Source organism: Cobetia sp. AM6 (genome assembly GCF_009617955.1).
Classification (GTDB): Bacteria; Pseudomonadota; Gammaproteobacteria; order Pseudomonadales; family Halomonadaceae; genus Cobetia; species Cobetia amphilecti.
The window spans coordinates 4,044,216-4,059,910 of the sequence record NZ_AP021868.1; the positions used below are offsets into that span (position 1 = coordinate 4,044,216).

The 15,695-nt window shown below is 59.9% G+C and carries 12 protein-coding genes and 4 tRNA genes; all 16 read right to left on the bottom strand.

Features of this window, described 5'->3' with window-relative positions; all coding sequences use genetic code 11:
- Positions 1–15: 15 nt before the first annotated feature.
- The 16 genes from rpsG to CLAM6_RS17030 all read right to left on the bottom strand — a co-directional run bounded on the left by rpsG (position 16) and on the right by CLAM6_RS17030 (position 15,657).
- Positions 16–486, bottom strand: coding sequence for a 30S ribosomal protein S7 (rpsG, locus tag CLAM6_RS16955; RefSeq protein WP_043334878.1), 471 nt, complete (start codon positions 484–486; stop codon positions 16–18).
- 101 nt (positions 487–587) lie between these two features.
- Entirely contained in the window at positions 588–962 is a 375-nt protein-coding gene (rpsL, locus tag CLAM6_RS16960) for a 30S ribosomal protein S12 (protein WP_043334880.1), read from the bottom strand.
- A 137-nt stretch (positions 963–1,099) separates the two neighbouring features.
- Entirely contained in the window at positions 1,100–5,341 is a 4,242-nt protein-coding gene (gene rpoC / locus CLAM6_RS16965) for a DNA-directed RNA polymerase subunit beta' (RefSeq protein WP_043334882.1), read from the bottom strand.
- 88 nt (positions 5,342–5,429) lie between these two features.
- Complete coding sequence (gene rpoB / locus CLAM6_RS16970) at positions 5,430–9,506, bottom strand: DNA-directed RNA polymerase subunit beta (protein ID WP_043334884.1); 4,077 nt, start codon at positions 9,504–9,506, stop codon at positions 5,430–5,432.
- Positions 9,507–9,712: 206 nt separating this feature from the next.
- On the bottom strand, positions 9,713–10,081 hold the full coding sequence (rplL, locus tag CLAM6_RS16975) for a 50S ribosomal protein L7/L12 (RefSeq protein ID WP_043334886.1): 369 nt from the start codon (positions 10,079–10,081) through the stop codon (positions 9,713–9,715).
- Positions 10,082–10,173: 92 nt separating this feature from the next.
- Entirely contained in the window at positions 10,174–10,680 is a 507-nt protein-coding gene (gene rplJ, locus CLAM6_RS16980) for a 50S ribosomal protein L10 (protein WP_043334888.1), read from the bottom strand.
- Positions 10,681–10,941: 261 nt separating this feature from the next.
- Positions 10,942–11,634: a 50S ribosomal protein L1 gene (gene rplA / locus CLAM6_RS16985; RefSeq protein WP_153636687.1), complete on the bottom strand. Its 693-nt coding sequence runs from the start codon at positions 11,632–11,634 to the stop codon at positions 10,942–10,944.
- Positions 11,635–11,636: 2 nt separating this feature from the next.
- The gene (rplK, locus tag CLAM6_RS16990) at positions 11,637–12,068 is read right to left on the bottom strand and encodes a 50S ribosomal protein L11 (protein ID WP_043334893.1); all 432 of its coding nucleotides are present in this window, start codon (positions 12,066–12,068) and stop codon (positions 11,637–11,639) included.
- 120 nt (positions 12,069–12,188) lie between these two features.
- Positions 12,189–12,722, bottom strand: coding sequence for a transcription termination/antitermination protein NusG (nusG, locus tag CLAM6_RS16995; RefSeq protein WP_043334895.1), 534 nt, complete (start codon positions 12,720–12,722; stop codon positions 12,189–12,191).
- A 10-nt stretch (positions 12,723–12,732) separates the two neighbouring features.
- Positions 12,733–13,101 carry a preprotein translocase subunit SecE gene (secE, locus tag CLAM6_RS17000; RefSeq protein ID WP_043334897.1) on the bottom strand — a complete coding sequence of 123 codons (369 nt, stop codon included), beginning with the start codon at positions 13,099–13,101 and terminating at the stop codon, positions 12,733–12,735.
- Between the two features lie 77 nt (positions 13,102–13,178).
- Positions 13,179–13,254: transfer RNA gene (locus CLAM6_RS17005), tRNA-Trp, on the bottom strand.
- Positions 13,255–13,417: 163 nt separating this feature from the next.
- Positions 13,418–13,492, bottom strand: a tRNA-Thr gene (locus CLAM6_RS17010).
- Between the two features lie 35 nt (positions 13,493–13,527).
- A tRNA-Gly gene (locus tag CLAM6_RS17015) sits at positions 13,528–13,601 on the bottom strand.
- 46 nt (positions 13,602–13,647) lie between these two features.
- Positions 13,648–13,731, bottom strand: a tRNA-Tyr gene (locus tag CLAM6_RS17020).
- A 109-nt stretch (positions 13,732–13,840) separates the two neighbouring features.
- Positions 13,841–14,680 (bottom strand): type III pantothenate kinase, encoded by an 840-nt coding sequence (locus CLAM6_RS17025; RefSeq protein WP_054556896.1) that lies wholly within the window; start codon positions 14,678–14,680, stop codon positions 13,841–13,843.
- Positions 14,677–15,657 carry a biotin--[acetyl-CoA-carboxylase] ligase gene (locus tag CLAM6_RS17030; protein WP_043334904.1) on the bottom strand — a complete coding sequence of 327 codons (981 nt, stop codon included), beginning with the start codon at positions 15,655–15,657 and terminating at the stop codon, positions 14,677–14,679. Before CLAM6_RS17030 ends, CLAM6_RS17025 begins: the two co-directional genes overlap by 4 nt.
- Between the last annotated feature and the right edge of the window lie 38 nt (positions 15,658–15,695).

Below are 15,695 nucleotides of genomic sequence, written 5' to 3' on the forward strand. Positions count from 1 at the left end.
GAGTATCCCCGTTGTTTAGAAGCGGTAGTGGGAGAAGGCCTTGTTGGCTTCTGCCATGCGGTGCACGTCTTCACGCTTCTTCACAGCAGAACCCTTGCCTTCAGCGGCATCCAGGATCTCGCCAGAGAGGCGCTGCACCATGGTCTTTTCGCCGCGCTTGCGCGCAGCGTCCACCAGCCAACGCATGGCCAGTGCCTGACGACGGGAAGGACGAACTTCAACCGGCACCTGGTAGGTTGCACCACCAACACGACGGGACTTCACTTCGACCATCGGCTGGATGGCTTCCAGCGCCTTGTCAAAGAGGTCCAGCGGCTCGTCATTGGAGCGTTCGGCAACACGATCGAGAGCACCGTAAACGATGCGCTCAGCTGCAGACTTCTTGCCGCTGATCATCAGGTGGTTCATGAACTTGGCCAGGCGCTCGCTTCCGAATTTCGGATCCGGCAGGATTTCGCGCTTAGCTGCTACACGTCTTCTAGGCATGATAAGCCCTCAGTAGAAGGGTCCTTCAGGTAAACCCGGGACGCCTCGCGTTGGACGCGACGCCCGACCTTACTCTTATCAGACCGATATTAAACTTTGAATTACGCCTTCGGACGCTTGGCGCCGTACTTGGAACGGCCCTGCTTACGGTTCTGCACGCCAGAGGTATCCAGTGCACCACGAACGGTGTGGTAACGGACACCCGGCAAATCCTTCACACGACCGCCACGGATCAGAACAACAGAGTGCTCCTGAAGGTTGTGACCTTCACCGCCGATGTATGAAGTGACTTCGAAGCCGTTGGTCAGGCGAACACGGCAAACCTTACGGAGTGCGGAGTTCGGCTTCTTCGGGGTAGTAGTGTATACACGGGTACACACGCCACGCTTCTGCGGACATGCCTGCAGCGCAGGGACGTCGCTCTTGGACGCCTGACGCTTGCGCGGCTTGCGCACGAGCTGGTTAACGGTTGCCATTTGCTTGCTCCAATGGGTTGTACTGCCTTCCAACAACAGGGCAGGATGCACCTGCCCTACTGTTAAAGGCTGCATATTCTAGGGCTTGGGCCACAAGGGCGTCAACCCCGCCGTCATAGACGGCGGGGCGCAAGACCTCAGAGGTCGTCGTCGTCCGCGTCGAGGGCAGTGAGCTGAGCGCCCAATTCCTGCTCGACGTCCTGTGCCGACGGGGCCGGTGCGAGCGGCAGGCCATCGCGACGGCGGCGACGCTCGTCGTGATAGGCCAGGCCAGTACCCGCCGGAATCAGGCGACCGACCACGACATTCTCCTTCAGACCACGGAGATAATCGCGCTTGCCGGTGACAGATGCCTCGGTCAGAACTCGCGTGGTTTCCTGGAAGGACGCCGCGGAGATGAACGATTCAGTTGCCAGGCTCGCCTTGGTGATACCGAGCAGGATGCGATCGAACTTGGCCGGGAACTTGCCGTCGGCCTCGAGACGCATGTTTTCTTCGACGACGCGGGCGTATTCCACCTGGTCGCCTGTGATGAAGGTGGAATCGCCAGAATCGGTGATCTCGACCTTGCGCAGCATCTGACGCACGATGACTTCGATGTGCTTGTCGTTGATGCCGACACCCTGGAGGCGATAGACCTCCTGGACTTCGGTGGTGATGTACTTGGTCATTTCCGCGACGCCGAGCAGACGCAGGATATCGTGCGGGTTGCTCGGGCCATCGGAGATGACTTCACCCTTCTCGACCGTTTCACCTTCGAAGACGCTGATCTGGCGCCATTTCGGGATCAACAGCTCGAACGGATCACCTTCCACCGGCGTGATGGTCAGACGACGCTTGCCTTTGGTTTCCTTGCCGAAGGTCACGGTGCCGGAGATCTCGGCCAGGATGGCCGGCTCTTTCGGACGACGTGCTTCGAACAGGTCGGCAACACGCGGCAGACCACCGGTGATGTCCTTGTTACCGGACGCTTCCATCGGGATACGTGCGATGACGTCACCCACGCCGACGGCCGCGCCATTCTCGGCGGACACCACGGCATTGCCCGGCAGCAGGTACTGGACCGGCGTGTTGGAGCCCGGCAGTGTCACGTGCTTGCCGCTACCGTCTACCAGCATGATCATCGGACGCTTGTCACGGGCCGCGGACGGACGTGAAGCACTTTCGATGACCTCGATGGAGGACAGACCGGTCATTTCGTCAGTGGTACGGTTGATGGTCTGGCCATCTTCCATGTCCGTGAACTGCACCTGACCCGCGACTTCCGCGACGATCGGGTGAGTGTGCGGATCCCACTTGGCGACGGACTGACCAGAGGCCACCGGGTCGCCGTCACGCACGGACAGCTCAGCACCGTACGGGAGCTTGTAGAATTCGCGCTCACGGCCGTGGTCATCCGCCACTGCCAGTGCGCTGGAACGCGAGACGACAATCAGCTTGCCATCGGCACGTTCGACCGACTTGATGTTGTGCAGACGCACGCTGCCGCCATGCTTGACCTGGACACTGTCCACGGCGGAGGCACGCGAAGCGGCACCACCGATGTGGAAGGTACGCATGGTCAGCTGGGTACCCGGCTCACCGATGGACTGTGCCGCGATGACACCGATGGCTTCACCGACGTTGACCTGATGGCCACGCGCCAGGTCACGACCGTAACAGGCCGAGCAGACACCGTGCACGGTTTCACAACCGATGGTGGTACGCACGATGATCTCATCGACGCCCATGGTATCGAGCTGTGCACACCAGGCTTCGTCGAGCAGCGTACCGCGTGCGATCAGGACCTCATCAGAGACCGGATCGATCACGTCCTGCGCCACGACACGACCCAGCACACGCTGGGACAGCGGGACGATGATGTCGCCGCCTTCGATGACCGGGTGCAGAATCAGACCTTCCTGAGTGCCGCAATCCGCTTCGGTGATGACCAGATCCTGGGCAACATCGACCAGACGACGGGTCAGGTAACCGGAGTTGGCGGTCTTCAGTGCCGTATCCGCCAGACCCTTACGGGCACCGTGCGTGGAGATGAAGTACTGGAGTACGTTCAGACCTTCACGGAAGTTGGCGGTGATCGGCGTCTCGATGATCGAGCCATCCGGCTTGGCCATCAGGCCACGCATACCAGCCAGCTGACGAATCTGTGCGGCGGAACCACGCGCACCGGAGTCGGCCATGATGAAGACGCTGTTGAAGGAGTCCTGCTCCATCGGCTTGCCGTCTTCGTCATTGACCACTTCGCCTTTCCAGTTGACGACGGTCTCTTTCGAGATACCTGCCATCATCTCCTTGGCGACACGGTCGTTGGCACGCGCCCAGATATCGATGACCTTGTTGTACTTCTCGCCCGCGGTCACGAGACCGGAGGAGAACTGGTCTTCGATCTCTTTCACTTCGTCTTCGGCCGCGTCGATGATGACCTTCTTCGCGTCCGGGATGACGAAGTCGTTGACGCCGATGGAGGCGCCGGACCAGGTCGCGAGACGGAAGCCGGTGTACATCAGCTGGTCAGCGAAGATGACGGTGTCCTTCAGACCGACACGACGGTACGCCTCGTTGATCAGACCGGAGATGGCTTTCTTCTTCATCACCTGGTTGATCAGCTCGAACGGCATGCCCTTCGGCAGAATGCGGAACAGCAGTGCGCGACCGATGGTGGTGTCGTGCAGGGACGTCTTCTCGTACAGCTCGCCGGACTCTTCGTCCTTGAGCGTCTCGGTCAGACGGACCTTGACCATCGCGTGCAGGTGAGCGCTGTGCGTGCCGAAGGCACGCTCGACTTCACCCAGGTTCGCGAAGGCCATGCCCTCACCCTTGGCACCGATCTTCTCGCGGGTCATGTAGTACAGACCCAGCACGACGTCCTGGGACGGCACGATGATCGGCTCGCCGTTGGCCGGCGACAGCACGTTGTTGGTCGACATCATCAACGCACGCGCTTCCAGCTGGGCTTCCAGCGTCAGCGGTACGTGGACAGCCATCTGGTCACCATCAAAGTCGGCGTTGTACGCAGCGCAGACCAGCGGGTGCAGTTGGATGGCCTTGCCTTCGATCAGCAGCGGCTCGAACGCCTGGATACCCAGACGGTGCAGAGTCGGGGCACGGTTCAGCAGCACCGGGTGCTCGCGGATGACGTCGGCGAGGAAATCCCAGACTTCCGGGGCTTCGCGCTCGACCATCTTCTTGGCGGCCTTGATGGTGCTGGCGTGACCGGAGGCCTGCAGCTTGGCGTAGATGAACGGCTTGAACAGCTCAAGCGCCATCTTCTTCGGCAGACCACACTGGTGCAGACGCAGGGTCGGACCGACGGTGATGACGGAACGACCGGAATAGTCGACGCGCTTGCCCAGCAGGTTCTGACGGAAACGACCCTGCTTGCCCTTGATCATGTCGGCCAGCGACTTCAGCGGACGCTTGTTGGAACCGGTGATGGCGCGACCGCGGCGACCGTTGTCGAGCAGTGCATCCACGGATTCCTGCAGCATGCGCTTCTCGTTGCGCACGATGATGTCCGGCGCATTGAGGTCGAGCAGACGCTTGAGGCGGTTGTTGCGGTTGATCACACGACGATACAGATCGTTCAGATCCGAGGTCGCGAAGCGGCCGCCGTCCAGCGGTACCAGCGGACGCAGGTCCGGCGGCAGCACTGGCAGCACTTCCATGATCATCCAGCCCGGCTTGTTGCCGGAATAGTAGAAGGCTTCCAGCAGCTTGAGGCGCTTGGACAGCTTCTTGATCTTGGTCTCGGAGTTGGTCTGCGGAATCTCTTCACGCAGGCGCTCGACCTCTTCTTCCAGCTCGATGTCCTCGAGCAGCGCCTTGATGGCCTCGGCACCCATGCGGGCGTCGAAATCATCACCGAATTCTTCCAGCGCTTCGAAGTACTGCTCATCGTTGAGCAGATGACCCTTCTCGAGGGTCGTCATGCCCGGGTCGATGACCACGAAGCTTTCGAAGTACAGCACGCGCTCGATATCACGCAGAGTCATGTCGAGCAGCATGCCGATACGGGACGGCAGAGACTTCAGGAACCAGATATGCGCGACCGGGCTCGCCAGTTCGATGTGAGCCATACGCTCACGACGCACTGCCGCCTTGGTCACTTCAACGCCACACTTCTCACAGATGATGCCGCGATGCTTCATCCGCTTGTACTTGCCACACAGGCACTCGTAGTCCTTCACCGGGCCAAAGATCTTGGCACAGAAAAGACCATCACGTTCCGGCTTGAATGTCCGGTAGTTGATGGTTTCAGGCTTCTTCACTTCACCAAAAGACCACGAGCGAATCATGTCCGGAGACGCCAGGGTAATCTTGATGGCGTCGAATTCTTCGGACTGCGCCTGCGATTTGAGAACTTTCACCAAATCTTTCATGGGTCGCTCCGTTGCGGAGTTGTCATGGGCAAAGCCTGGCTGCTGACACCAGGCTTTGCGGACCGTCAATACTTGTGGCTTTTCGGCGTCAGCCTTCCAGCTCCATGTCGATACCCAGCGAGCGGATTTCCTTCACCAGCACGTTGAAGGATTCGGGCATGCCCGCCTGCATGGTGTGATCGCCATCTACGATGCTCTTGTACATCTTGGTACGGCCTTCCACGTCATCGGACTTGACCGTGAGCATCTCCTGGAGGGTGTAGGCAGCGCCGTACGCCTCGAGGGCCCAGACCTCCATCTCACCGAAGCGCTGACCACCAAACTGCGCCTTACCACCCAGCGGCTGCTGCGTGACGAGGGAGTAGGAGCCGGTCGAACGCGCATGCATCTTGTCATCCACCAGGTGGTTGAGCTTGAGCATGTACATGTAACCGACGGTCACCTTGCGATCGAACTTCTCGCCGGTGCGGCCATCGTAGAGGTCCATCTGTCCGGAATCAGGGATACCGGCCAGCGTGAGCAACTGCTTGATCTCGTGTTCCTTGGCGCCATCGAAGACCGGCGTTGCCATCGGCACGCCCTTCTTCAGGTTGTGCGCCATGGTGATGATTTCATCATCGCTGAGCACGGAGAGGTCTTCCTGGCGACCGCCGACGGTGTTGTACACCTTGTCGAGGAATTCGCGGATCTGCTTGACCTGCTCGGCACGTTCTTCGCGCAGCATGTGCTCGATCTTCACGCCCAGACCACGCGCGGCCATGCCGAGGTGGGTCTCGAGGATCTGACCGACGTTCATGCGCGACGGTACACCCAGCGGGTTCAGCACGACGTCAACCGACTCGCCATTGCCATCGAACGGCATGTCTTCGACCGGCATGATCGCGGAGATGACACCCTTGTTACCGTGACGACCGGCCATCTTGTCACCCGGCTGGATACGACGCTTCACGGCGACGTACACCTTGACGATCTTGAGCACGCCCGGTGCCAGATCATCACCCTGGGTGAGCTTGCGCTTCTTGTCTTCGAAGCGCTCGTCCATCTCGCGACGACGGATCTCGAGCTGCTCATCGGCCTGAGCCAGCAGTTCGTTGAGAGACTCGTCCTGCAGACGCAGCTTGAACCACTCCTGGCGCGGCAGTGCTTCCAGGTAGTCATCGGTCAGCACGTCGCCCTTCTTGAGCTTCGGACCACCGTTGACGGCCTGACCGACCAGGTTGCGCTGCATACGCTCGAAGGTCGCCTCTTCCGCGATGCGGTAGGTTTCCTGCAGGTCCTTGCGGACCTCGGCCAGCTGCATCTGCTCGATGGAGAGCGCACGCTGATCCTTCTCGACGCCGTCACGGGTGAAGACCTGAACGTCGATGACGGTGGCCTTCATGCCGGTCGGGGCACGCAGAGAGGTGTCCTTAACGTCGGACGCCTTCTCGCCGAAGATGGCACGCAACAGCTTCTCTTCCGGCGTCAGCTGGGTCTCGCCCTTCGGCGTGACCTTGCCGACCAGGATGTCGCCCGGGTTCAGCTCGGCACCGATGTAGACGACACCGGACTCATCCAGCTTGGAGAGTGCGGATTCGCCGACATTCGGGATATCGGAAGTGATTTCTTCCGGCCCGAGCTTGGTGTCACGCGCGACACAGGTCAGTTCCTGGATGTGGATGGTGGTGAAGCGATCTTCCTGCACCACACGCTCCGAGAACAGGATGGAATCCTCGAAGTTGAAGCCGTTCCAGGGCATGAACGCCAGACGCATGTTCTGACCCAGGGCCAGATCACCCATGTCGACGGACGGGCCGTCGGCCAGGATGTCGCCGATGGCGACTTCGTCGCCAGGACGCACGATCGGGCGCTGGTTCTGACAGGTATTCTGGTTCGAGCGCACGTACTTGGTCAGGTTGTAGATATCAACGCCGGCTTCACCGCCGATGATCTCTTCTTCCCGCACACGTACGACGATGCGCTTGGCATCGACGGAATCGATGACGCCGCCACGACGTGCCACGGCGCAGACGCCGGAGTCACGCGCCACGAAGCGCTCCATGCCGGTACCGACCAGCGGCTTGTCAGCCTTCAGAGTCGGAACGGCCTGACGCTGCATGTTCGCACCCATCAAGGCGCGGTTGGCATCATCGTGCTCGAGGAACGGGATCAGTGCGGCAGCGACAGAGACGACCTGACGCGGAGACACGTCCATCATGGTGACCTTTTCCGGCGCCATGAAGGTGGTCTCGCCACGGTGACGAACCTGAACCAGGTCGTCGACCAGACGGCCGTTCTCGTCGACGGTCGCGGAGGCCTGGGCGATGATGAAATCGCCTTCCTCGATCGCGGACAGATCGACGACATCGTCGGTGACCTGACAATCCACGACCTTGCGGTACGGCGTCTCGAGGAAGCCATAGCTGTTGGTCTTGGAGTAGGTCGCCAGCGAGTTGATCAGACCGATGTTCGGGCCTTCCGGCGTCTCGATCGGGCACAGACGGCCGTAGTGCGTGGCGTGAACGTCACGAACTTCGAAGCCGGCGCGCTCACGGGTCAGACCACCCGGGCCAAGCGCGGAGACACGGCGCTTGTGCGTCACTTCGGACAGCGGGTTGTTCTGATCCATGAACTGGGAGAGCTGGCTGGAACCGAAGAATTCCTTCACCGCCGCCGCAACCGGCTTGGCGTTGATGAGATCCTGCGGCATCAGGCCTTCACTCTCGGCCATGGACAGACGCTCCTTGACCGCACGCTCGACGCGGACCAAGCCGACACGGAACTGGTTTTCCGCCATTTCGCCCACAGAGCGAATACGACGGTTGCCCAGGTGGTCGATGTCATCGACATCGCCATTGCCGTTACGGATGCTGATCAGCTCCTTCATGACGGTCAGGATATCGTCCTGATCGAGCACGCCGCTGCCGGTATCGCTTTCGCGACGCAGGCGACGGTTGAACTTCATGCGGCCCACGCCCGACAGGTCGTAGCGGTCTTCGCTGAAGAACAGGTTCTGGAACAGTGACTCTGCTGCATCCTTGGTGGGCGGCTCGCCCGGACGCATCATGCGGTAGATCTCGACCAACGCCTCGAGCTGGTTACGCGTGGTATCCAGTTTCAGGGTATCGGACACGAACGGACCGCAATCCAGGTCGTTGGTGTAGATGACTTCGAACTGGGTGATCTTGGCCTGAGCCATCTTCTCCAGCAGTTCCGGAGTAATCTCGCTGTTGCTTTCGCAGACCAGCTCACCAGTGGCCGGATCGATCTGATCCTTGGCCAGCACCTTGCCGTACAGGTAGTCCATCGGCACTTCGAGACGCTCGAGGCCGGAGGCTTCCATCTGACGGACGTGCTTCTGTGTAATACGACGACCTTCCTCCACGATCACGCTACCGTCGGCATCCTTGATGTCGAAGGCGGCGGTCTCGCCACGCAGACGTGCCGGCACCAGCTCAACGGAGAAGCCGCTGCGCTCGATGTGGTACATCGTGGTGTCGAAGAACGTACCGAGAATCTCTTCGCTGGTCATGCCCATGGCACGCAGCAGAACGGAAGCCGGCAGCTTGCGACGACGGTCGATACGGACGTAGACGTTGTCCTTCGGATCAAACTCGAAGTCCAACCAGGAACCGCGGTAAGGAATCACACGTGCGGAGTACAGCAGCTTGCCGGACGAGTGGCTCTTGCCCTTGTCGTGGTCGAAGAACACACCCGGCGAGCGATGCAGCTGTGACACGATGACACGCTCGGTACCATTGATGACGAAGGTACCGTTCTCTGTCATCAGGGGGATTTCCCCCATGTAGACTTCCTGCTCCTTGATGTCCTTGATCGCCTTGTTTGACGATTCCTTGTCATAGATCATCAGGCGCACTTTCACGCGCAGCGGTGCAGAGTAAGTGACTCCGCGCAGCTGACATTCCTTGACGTCGAACGCCGGCGTACCGAAGCGGTAGCTGACATACTCGAGCGCTGCGTTGCCAGAGAAACTGGCAATCGGGAACACGGACTTGAAGGCAGCGTGAAGGCCGACTTCCAGGCGCTGTTCTGGCGCCCTGTCCTGCTGGAGAAAGTCGTGGTAGGAATCAAGCTGGATGGCCAGCAGGTAAGGCACATCCATCACTTGGGGCAGTTTGCCAAAATCCTTGCGGATGCGTTTTTTCTCAGTGTATGAGTAAGCCATCTGTATTCCCCAGCTTGTTCACCTTGGGTGACCGATGCGTGGTCGGCTCATCCCTGATGGCGCGGCGATGTCCATCAGGCGCGGACGGCAAGCCTCCCTTGCGGGCTGGCTCGCCGTCATAATTCGTCTTGCAACAGAAAAAGGCTGGTGGCGGAGTCCGCCACCAGCCAGGAAGCTTACGCAGCGTGCGTAGCCTGGAACACGAGTTACTTGAGTTCCACGGACGCGCCAGCTTCTTCCAGCTTCTTCTTCGCTTCTTCAGCGTCTTCCTTGCTCACGCCTTCTTTCAGGGTGGCCGGAGCGCCGTCGACAGCTGCCTTGGCTTCTTTCAGACCCAGGCCAGTCAGTTCACGAACAGCCTTGATGACGTTGACTTTCTTGTCACCAGCAGCAGTCAGAACGATGTCGAACTCGGTCTGTTCTTCAGCGGCTTCACCAGCAGCGGCCGGGCCAGCGACGACGGCGGCAGCGGCGGAAACGCCGAACTTCTCTTCCATTGCTTCGATCAGCTCAGCCACTTCCATGACGGTCATGTCAGCGACGGCGTTGATGATGTCTTCTTTGGTCAGTGCCATTTTAGCAATCCTAAACTTTGCGGAGCAAAGATGCTCGGTCAAACGGAAATCGATTCAGGCTGCACGAGACAGCCAGGAGGTCAAAGCGCTGCTTACGCGGCGGCTTCGGCTTCCTTCTGATCGCGCAGTGCTGCGATAGTACGGACCAGCTTGCCTGCAGAAGCTTCCTTCATGACAGACAGCAGCTTGGACAGTGCTTCATCGCGGGTCGGCAGAGATGCCAGACGGTCGATATTCGCCGCCGGGATGAACTCGCCTTCGTAGGCCAATGCCTTGACTTCGAACGCCTCGACCTTCTTGGCAAATTCCTTGAACAGACGAGCGCCAGCGCCCGGGTGTTCCATGGAGAATGCAAGCAGAGTCGGGCCGACGAAGGACTCGTTCAGCACCTCATAAGAGGTACCGGACAGCGCACGACGAGCCAGAGTGTTGCGAACAACACGCAGCTGGACGCCCGCTTCGCGGCACTGTTTGCGCAATTCGGTCATTGCGCCAACAGTTACACCACGAGAGTCGGCAGCGACTACGGAGAGAGCACCCTTGGCGGTTTCGCTGACCTCAGCAACAATTGCCTTCTTGTCTTCGAGACCTAAAGCCACGGTGTTGACTCCATTTCGTGCCGGGGAACGAATTCCCCAGTGGTTTACCATCTCTCTCACCAGAACTGCGCGGGAGAGTCTTGGAGGATGGCTGCCACCAGCAGGGCTGGGACACCATCTGCGCAGGCTACGCGCAATGCAAGCATCGCGGCGCGATTAAGCTGGCCCCGTCACCGAGGTGACAAGGCCAGCGCCTGCGGTCTTTGACGGCGCCCCGCGGCTGAGCACGGGGACCGCAAAGTGAAACATTCTGAGACTGCCTTACGCGTACTTGGCGTGATCGACAGTCAGACCCGGGCCCATGGTGCTGGACAGGGTGATCTTCTTCAGGTAGATACCCTTGGAAGTGCTCGGCTTCAGCTTCTTGACTTCGGCCACCAGGGCGTCGATGTTACCCTGAATGGAGTCAGCGCTGAAGTCGATCTTGCCGATACCGGCGTGAATGATGCCGTTCTTGTCAGTACGGAAACGCACCTGACCAGCCTTGGCATTCTTCACGGCAGTCGCGACGTCAGGCGTCACGGTACCGACTTTCGGGTTCGGCATCAGGCCGCGCGGACCGAGGATCTGGCCCAGCTGACCGACGACACGCATGGCGTCCGGAGAAGCGATGACGACGTCGAAGTCCATCACGCCTTTCTTGACCTGTTCTGCCAGGTCGTCCATGCCGACCACGTCTGCACCGGCTTCCTTCGCTGCTTCAGCGTTGGCGCCCTGGGTGAAGACAGCGACGCGCACGTCGTTACCGGTGCCGTTCGGCATCACGGTAGCGCCACGCACGACCTGGTCGGATTTACGCGGGTCAACACCCAGGTTCAGAGAGACTTCGATGGTCTCCTTGAACTTGACTGTGGACAGCTCGGACAGCAGTGCAACAGCTTCTTCGACGCTGTAGACCTTGCCGGATTCAACTTTCGCGTTGATCGCCTGGGCGCGCTTTGAAATCTTGGCCATGATCAAAGACCCTCCACGTTCAGGCCCATGCTACGGGCAGTACCGGCGATGGTGCGAACAGCAGCGTCCAGGTTGGAAGCTGTCAGATCCGGCTCCTTGGTGGTCGCGATCTCTTCGAGCTGAGCGCGAGTCACGGTACCGACCTTCTTCTTGTTCGGCTCGCCAGAACCGGACTTCAGACCAGCCGCTTTCAGCAGCAGGACGGCCGCAGGCGGCGTCTTGGTGACGAAAGTGAAGCTACGGTCGGAGTAGACAGTGATGACCACGGGAGTCGGGAGACCCGGCTCGACGTTCTGGGTAGCGGCGTTGAACGCTTTACAGAACTCCATGATGTTGACACCGTGCTGACCGAGGGCAGGACCCACGGGCGGGCTCGGGTTAGCTTTACCGGCTGCAACCTGCAGCTTGATGTAAGCCTGTACTTTCTTGGCCATGATAGGACTCCAGTATGGGTGGTAGCGCCTTGCGGCTCCCCGTAAAACCGGGCCGCCTCAGGCGACCCGTCGTGTTGCCGTGATGCTCGTGTTCAAACAGGTGAGATGATGATCCTGAGATCAGTCCTTCTCGACCTGGGAGAACTCGAGCTCCACCGGCGTAGCACGCCCGAAGATCAGCACGCTGACCTGCAGACGGCTCTTTTCGTAATTCACTTCTTCGACTACGCCATTGAAGTCCGCGAACGGACCATCAGTGACACGCACCGTTTCACCCGGCTCGAAGAGAGTCTTCGGACGCGGCTTGTCGGTGCCATCCTGAACGCGACGCAGCATGGCGTCGGCTTCTTTCTGGGTAATCGCTGCCGGCTTCTCCGGGGTTCCGCCGATGAAACCCATGACGCGCGGGGTTTCATTCACCAGGTGCCAGGACTGATCATTCATGTCCATCTCGACCAGCACGTAGCCCGGGTAGAACTTGCGCTCGCTCTTGCGGCGCTTGCCGTCACGCATTTCGACGATTTCTTCGACCGGCACGAGAATCTCACCGAAGTGATCTTCCATGGCGTAAAGCTTCACACGCTCATTGAGCGAACGCATGACCTGCTTTTCGAAACCGGAATAGGCGTGTATGACATACCAACGCTTGGACATGGAAACTCCGTTAACTGACGATGCCGGACATCAGCCAGCCGAGGGTGGTATCGATGAGCCATAGCAACAGGCCCACGATAAGCACGGCACCCAGCACGATGGCAGTTGTCTGGACAGTTTCCTGTCGGGTCGGCCAAACGACGCGCTGGATCTCGCGGCGCGCACTACTTGCCAGCTCGACAACATCACGGCCTTTGTTGGTCGTGATCGCCAGAGCAGCCGCTGCAACACCAAGCACGACGACGCCAAGCACGCGATAAAGCAGCGCTTGGTCAGCAAAATAGGCGTTGCCAGCAACAGCCAGCACAAGAAGAATGACAACGACCGACCACTTGAACCCGTCGTGGCGCGCTTCCTGCACCTCGGCGTTCTGTTTCATCAAAGAGACTCCTCAAGGGTGCAGCGATCGCTAGAATCGAGAATCGGTAAGAAGTCGAATACCATCCTGGGGAAGGATGGCAGGCCAGGAGGGAATCGAACCCCCAACCTGCGGTTTTGGAGACCGCTGCTCTGCCAATTGAGCTACTGGCCTGTAACACTTGCGTGTTCCAGAGACTAAAAACAAGGCTGAATGAACAGCGGGCGCCATCATAGCTGAGACAACCCAAACTGACAAGCCTTATCTTTGACCGCGACCTGGGAGGTCGTCGGAAACGAAAAAGACGAGCCAAACTGCGACTCGCCTTTCCGTTGTATGGAGCTCGTGGGCGGATTTGAACCGCCGACCTCACCCTTACCAAGGGTGTGCTCTACCCCTGAGCTACACGAGCAAAACCTTTGCGCAATCTCGACTGGCGAGATGAACTGGAGCGGGCAGCGGGAATCGAACCCGCGTCATCAGCTTGGAAGGCTGAGGTTCTACCATTAAACTATGCCCGCTTTCCAACTCTTGCTGCCCTGATGCACGCGGCATCATAAGCGAATCTGGTGGTGGGGGAAGGATTCGAACCTTCGAAGCTTTCGCGGCAGATTTACAGTCTGCTCCCTTTGGCCACTCGGGAACCCCACCATCTGTGACGACGAATCTTACGTCGCTTGGGATACGCTGTCAAGTGCTTGATTTCATTCTACTTCAAGCGCTTGAGGGAATGTATCGCCTCAGAACGGGACGTAGTATGTCAAAGCATCTGGGTGAGCGCAAGCCCTGAGCGAAGTTTTTCTAGATCAGGCACTCGCGGCTGGTCGGGCGCACCTGACAGGCGCCCTGCCCGCTCGGCAGCGGTCAATGGATACAGCGCTTCCAGGCCGGCGTACACCATGTCTGGCCACAGCGCATGCGGCACCCGCAGACCGCGCGCCACCACTCGCGCGTCACCGCCGGTCAGCAGTAGCGGCAAGGCTACCCCTTCACGATCGCAGACCTCGGCATAGAGACGATTGACCGCGCTGACGGCCGCCATGTAGATGCCGTGATTGACGGCCTCTACCGTATTGCGACCCGGCGCGAGCAACGTATCCACCTCGGTATCCGGGTCGATGGCCACATTGCGCGTGCCCAGCTTGAGGCTTTCCTTCATCAGACGCAGCCCCGGGAGAATATACCCCCCCAGATGCTTGCCACCCGGCAGCACGAAATCCACCGTGATCGCGCTACCGCAATCGACGCTGCAACAGCCCCCGGTGAGATGATGGCCAGCGAGTGCGCCCAACCAGCGATCGACGCCCAGCCGTTGCGGCTCTTCATAGCCACAGGTGACGCCCAGCGCCTCCCGCGTCGAGTGCGCGACATGCACGACGCCGACCTGCTTGCGCAGCAACTCCACCGTCTCATCCAGCACCTGCTTGCGCGCCACGCTGGAGATGCGCACGGCCGTGACGACATCCAGGTCAGGAATATCCGCGCCCGGCCGCCACTCCTCTCGCGTCCAGACGGCGCCGCGCGAGCGGATCTCGCTGGAAACGGTGTCCTTGAGACGCCATTTTGACAAGGTGTTGCCGATATCAAGATCCAGAATCATGAGACGGCGCGCAGACTGATCTCGCCACCGGCGAGAGTGATGGTTTCGCCATTCATGCGCACCTCGAGATTTCCATTGATATCGACACCTTCTGCCACGGCCTCTTCTCGCCTGTCTCCGCGCAGAATCACCACATCACGCCCCTTGAAAGCATTGCGCTCATTCCAACGCGCCTGCCATCCGGCAAAGCCCTGCGACTCGAACTCGGGCAACAGTGCCAGCAATGACTCCATCAGACGCGCGGCATAGCGATTGCGTGAAGCACCGGGAATGATGTCACGTACCGCAGCCACCGGTTGAGTGATCGCCTCGCGTCGGGAGGCCGGCAACTCGATGTTCATGCCGATACCGATGACGACATCACAGGGACCGGACACATCACCTGTGACCTCGACCAGGATGCCGGCGATCTTGGGTTGATCCTTCTGTATCTGCAGCAGGACATCGTTGGGCCACTTGAGGCGCGCGGGCAGGCCATCGGCCTCGAGCACCTCCGCCACCGCCACGCCGATCGCCAGACTCAGGCCCTCAAGCGATGCGGCGCCTGATTCGAAGCGCCAGCCAAGCGAGAAGACCAGGCTGCGGCCCCAGGGAGTCTCCCACTCACGCCCACGACGGCCACGCCCAGCCGACTGCACCTCCGCCAGACAGACCTCGGCATGGCCGGCTCCCTGACGAAAGCGCTCGCGGATGAAGGTATTGGTCGAGTCCACCGACTCCTCGACGAACAGGCGCGTCAGGTGTTTGCGAGTCTCGCGCGGCAGCGCCTCGATGATCTGTTGACCATCGAGCAACTCGATGGGGTTGGCCAGTCGATAGCCAAGCCCCTTGATGGCTTCCAGCGGAATGTCGAGCGCCTCAAGTTTCTTGAGCTGCTTCCAGACCGCCGTACGCGACACCCCGAGCTCTTCGCCCAGGGCCTCTCCGGAGTGGTAGCCACCATCTCCAAGCAGACGAATGAGATCACGGATGGTCATGCGGAGGCCTGTCCCTGTGCAAAAGCGCACATTCTATC

Excerpts from the sequence above, each read along its gene's own strand:
- CLAM6_RS17030 (WP_043334904.1), bottom strand. The coding sequence starts at position 15,657 with ATGACCATCCGTGATCTCATTCGTCTGCTTGGAGATGGTGGCTACCAC.
- rpoB (WP_043334884.1), bottom strand. The coding sequence starts at position 9,506 with ATGGCTTACTCATACACTGAGAAAAAACGCATCCGCAAGGATTTTGGC.
- rpsG (WP_043334878.1), bottom strand. The coding sequence starts at position 486 with ATGCCTAGAAGACGTGTAGCAGCTAAGCGCGAAATCCTGCCGGATCCG.
- nusG (WP_043334895.1), bottom strand. The coding sequence starts at position 12,722 with ATGTCCAAGCGTTGGTATGTCATACACGCCTATTCCGGTTTCGAAAAG.
- rplA (WP_153636687.1), bottom strand. The coding sequence starts at position 11,634 with ATGGCCAAGATTTCAAAGCGCGCCCAGGCGATCAACGCGAAAGTTGAA.
- rpsL (WP_043334880.1), bottom strand. The coding sequence starts at position 962 with ATGGCAACCGTTAACCAGCTCGTGCGCAAGCCGCGCAAGCGTCAGGCG.
- rplK (WP_043334893.1), bottom strand. The coding sequence starts at position 12,068 with ATGGCCAAGAAAGTACAGGCTTACATCAAGCTGCAGGTTGCAGCCGGT.
- CLAM6_RS17025 (WP_054556896.1), bottom strand. The coding sequence starts at position 14,680 with ATGATTCTGGATCTTGATATCGGCAACACCTTGTCAAAATGGCGTCTC.
- rpoC (WP_043334882.1), bottom strand. The coding sequence starts at position 5,341 with ATGAAAGATTTGGTGAAAGTTCTCAAATCGCAGGCGCAGTCCGAAGAA.
- secE (WP_043334897.1), bottom strand. The coding sequence starts at position 13,101 with ATGAAACAGAACGCCGAGGTGCAGGAAGCGCGCCACGACGGGTTCAAG.
- rplL (WP_043334886.1), bottom strand. The coding sequence starts at position 10,081 with ATGGCACTGACCAAAGAAGACATCATCAACGCCGTCGCTGACATGACC.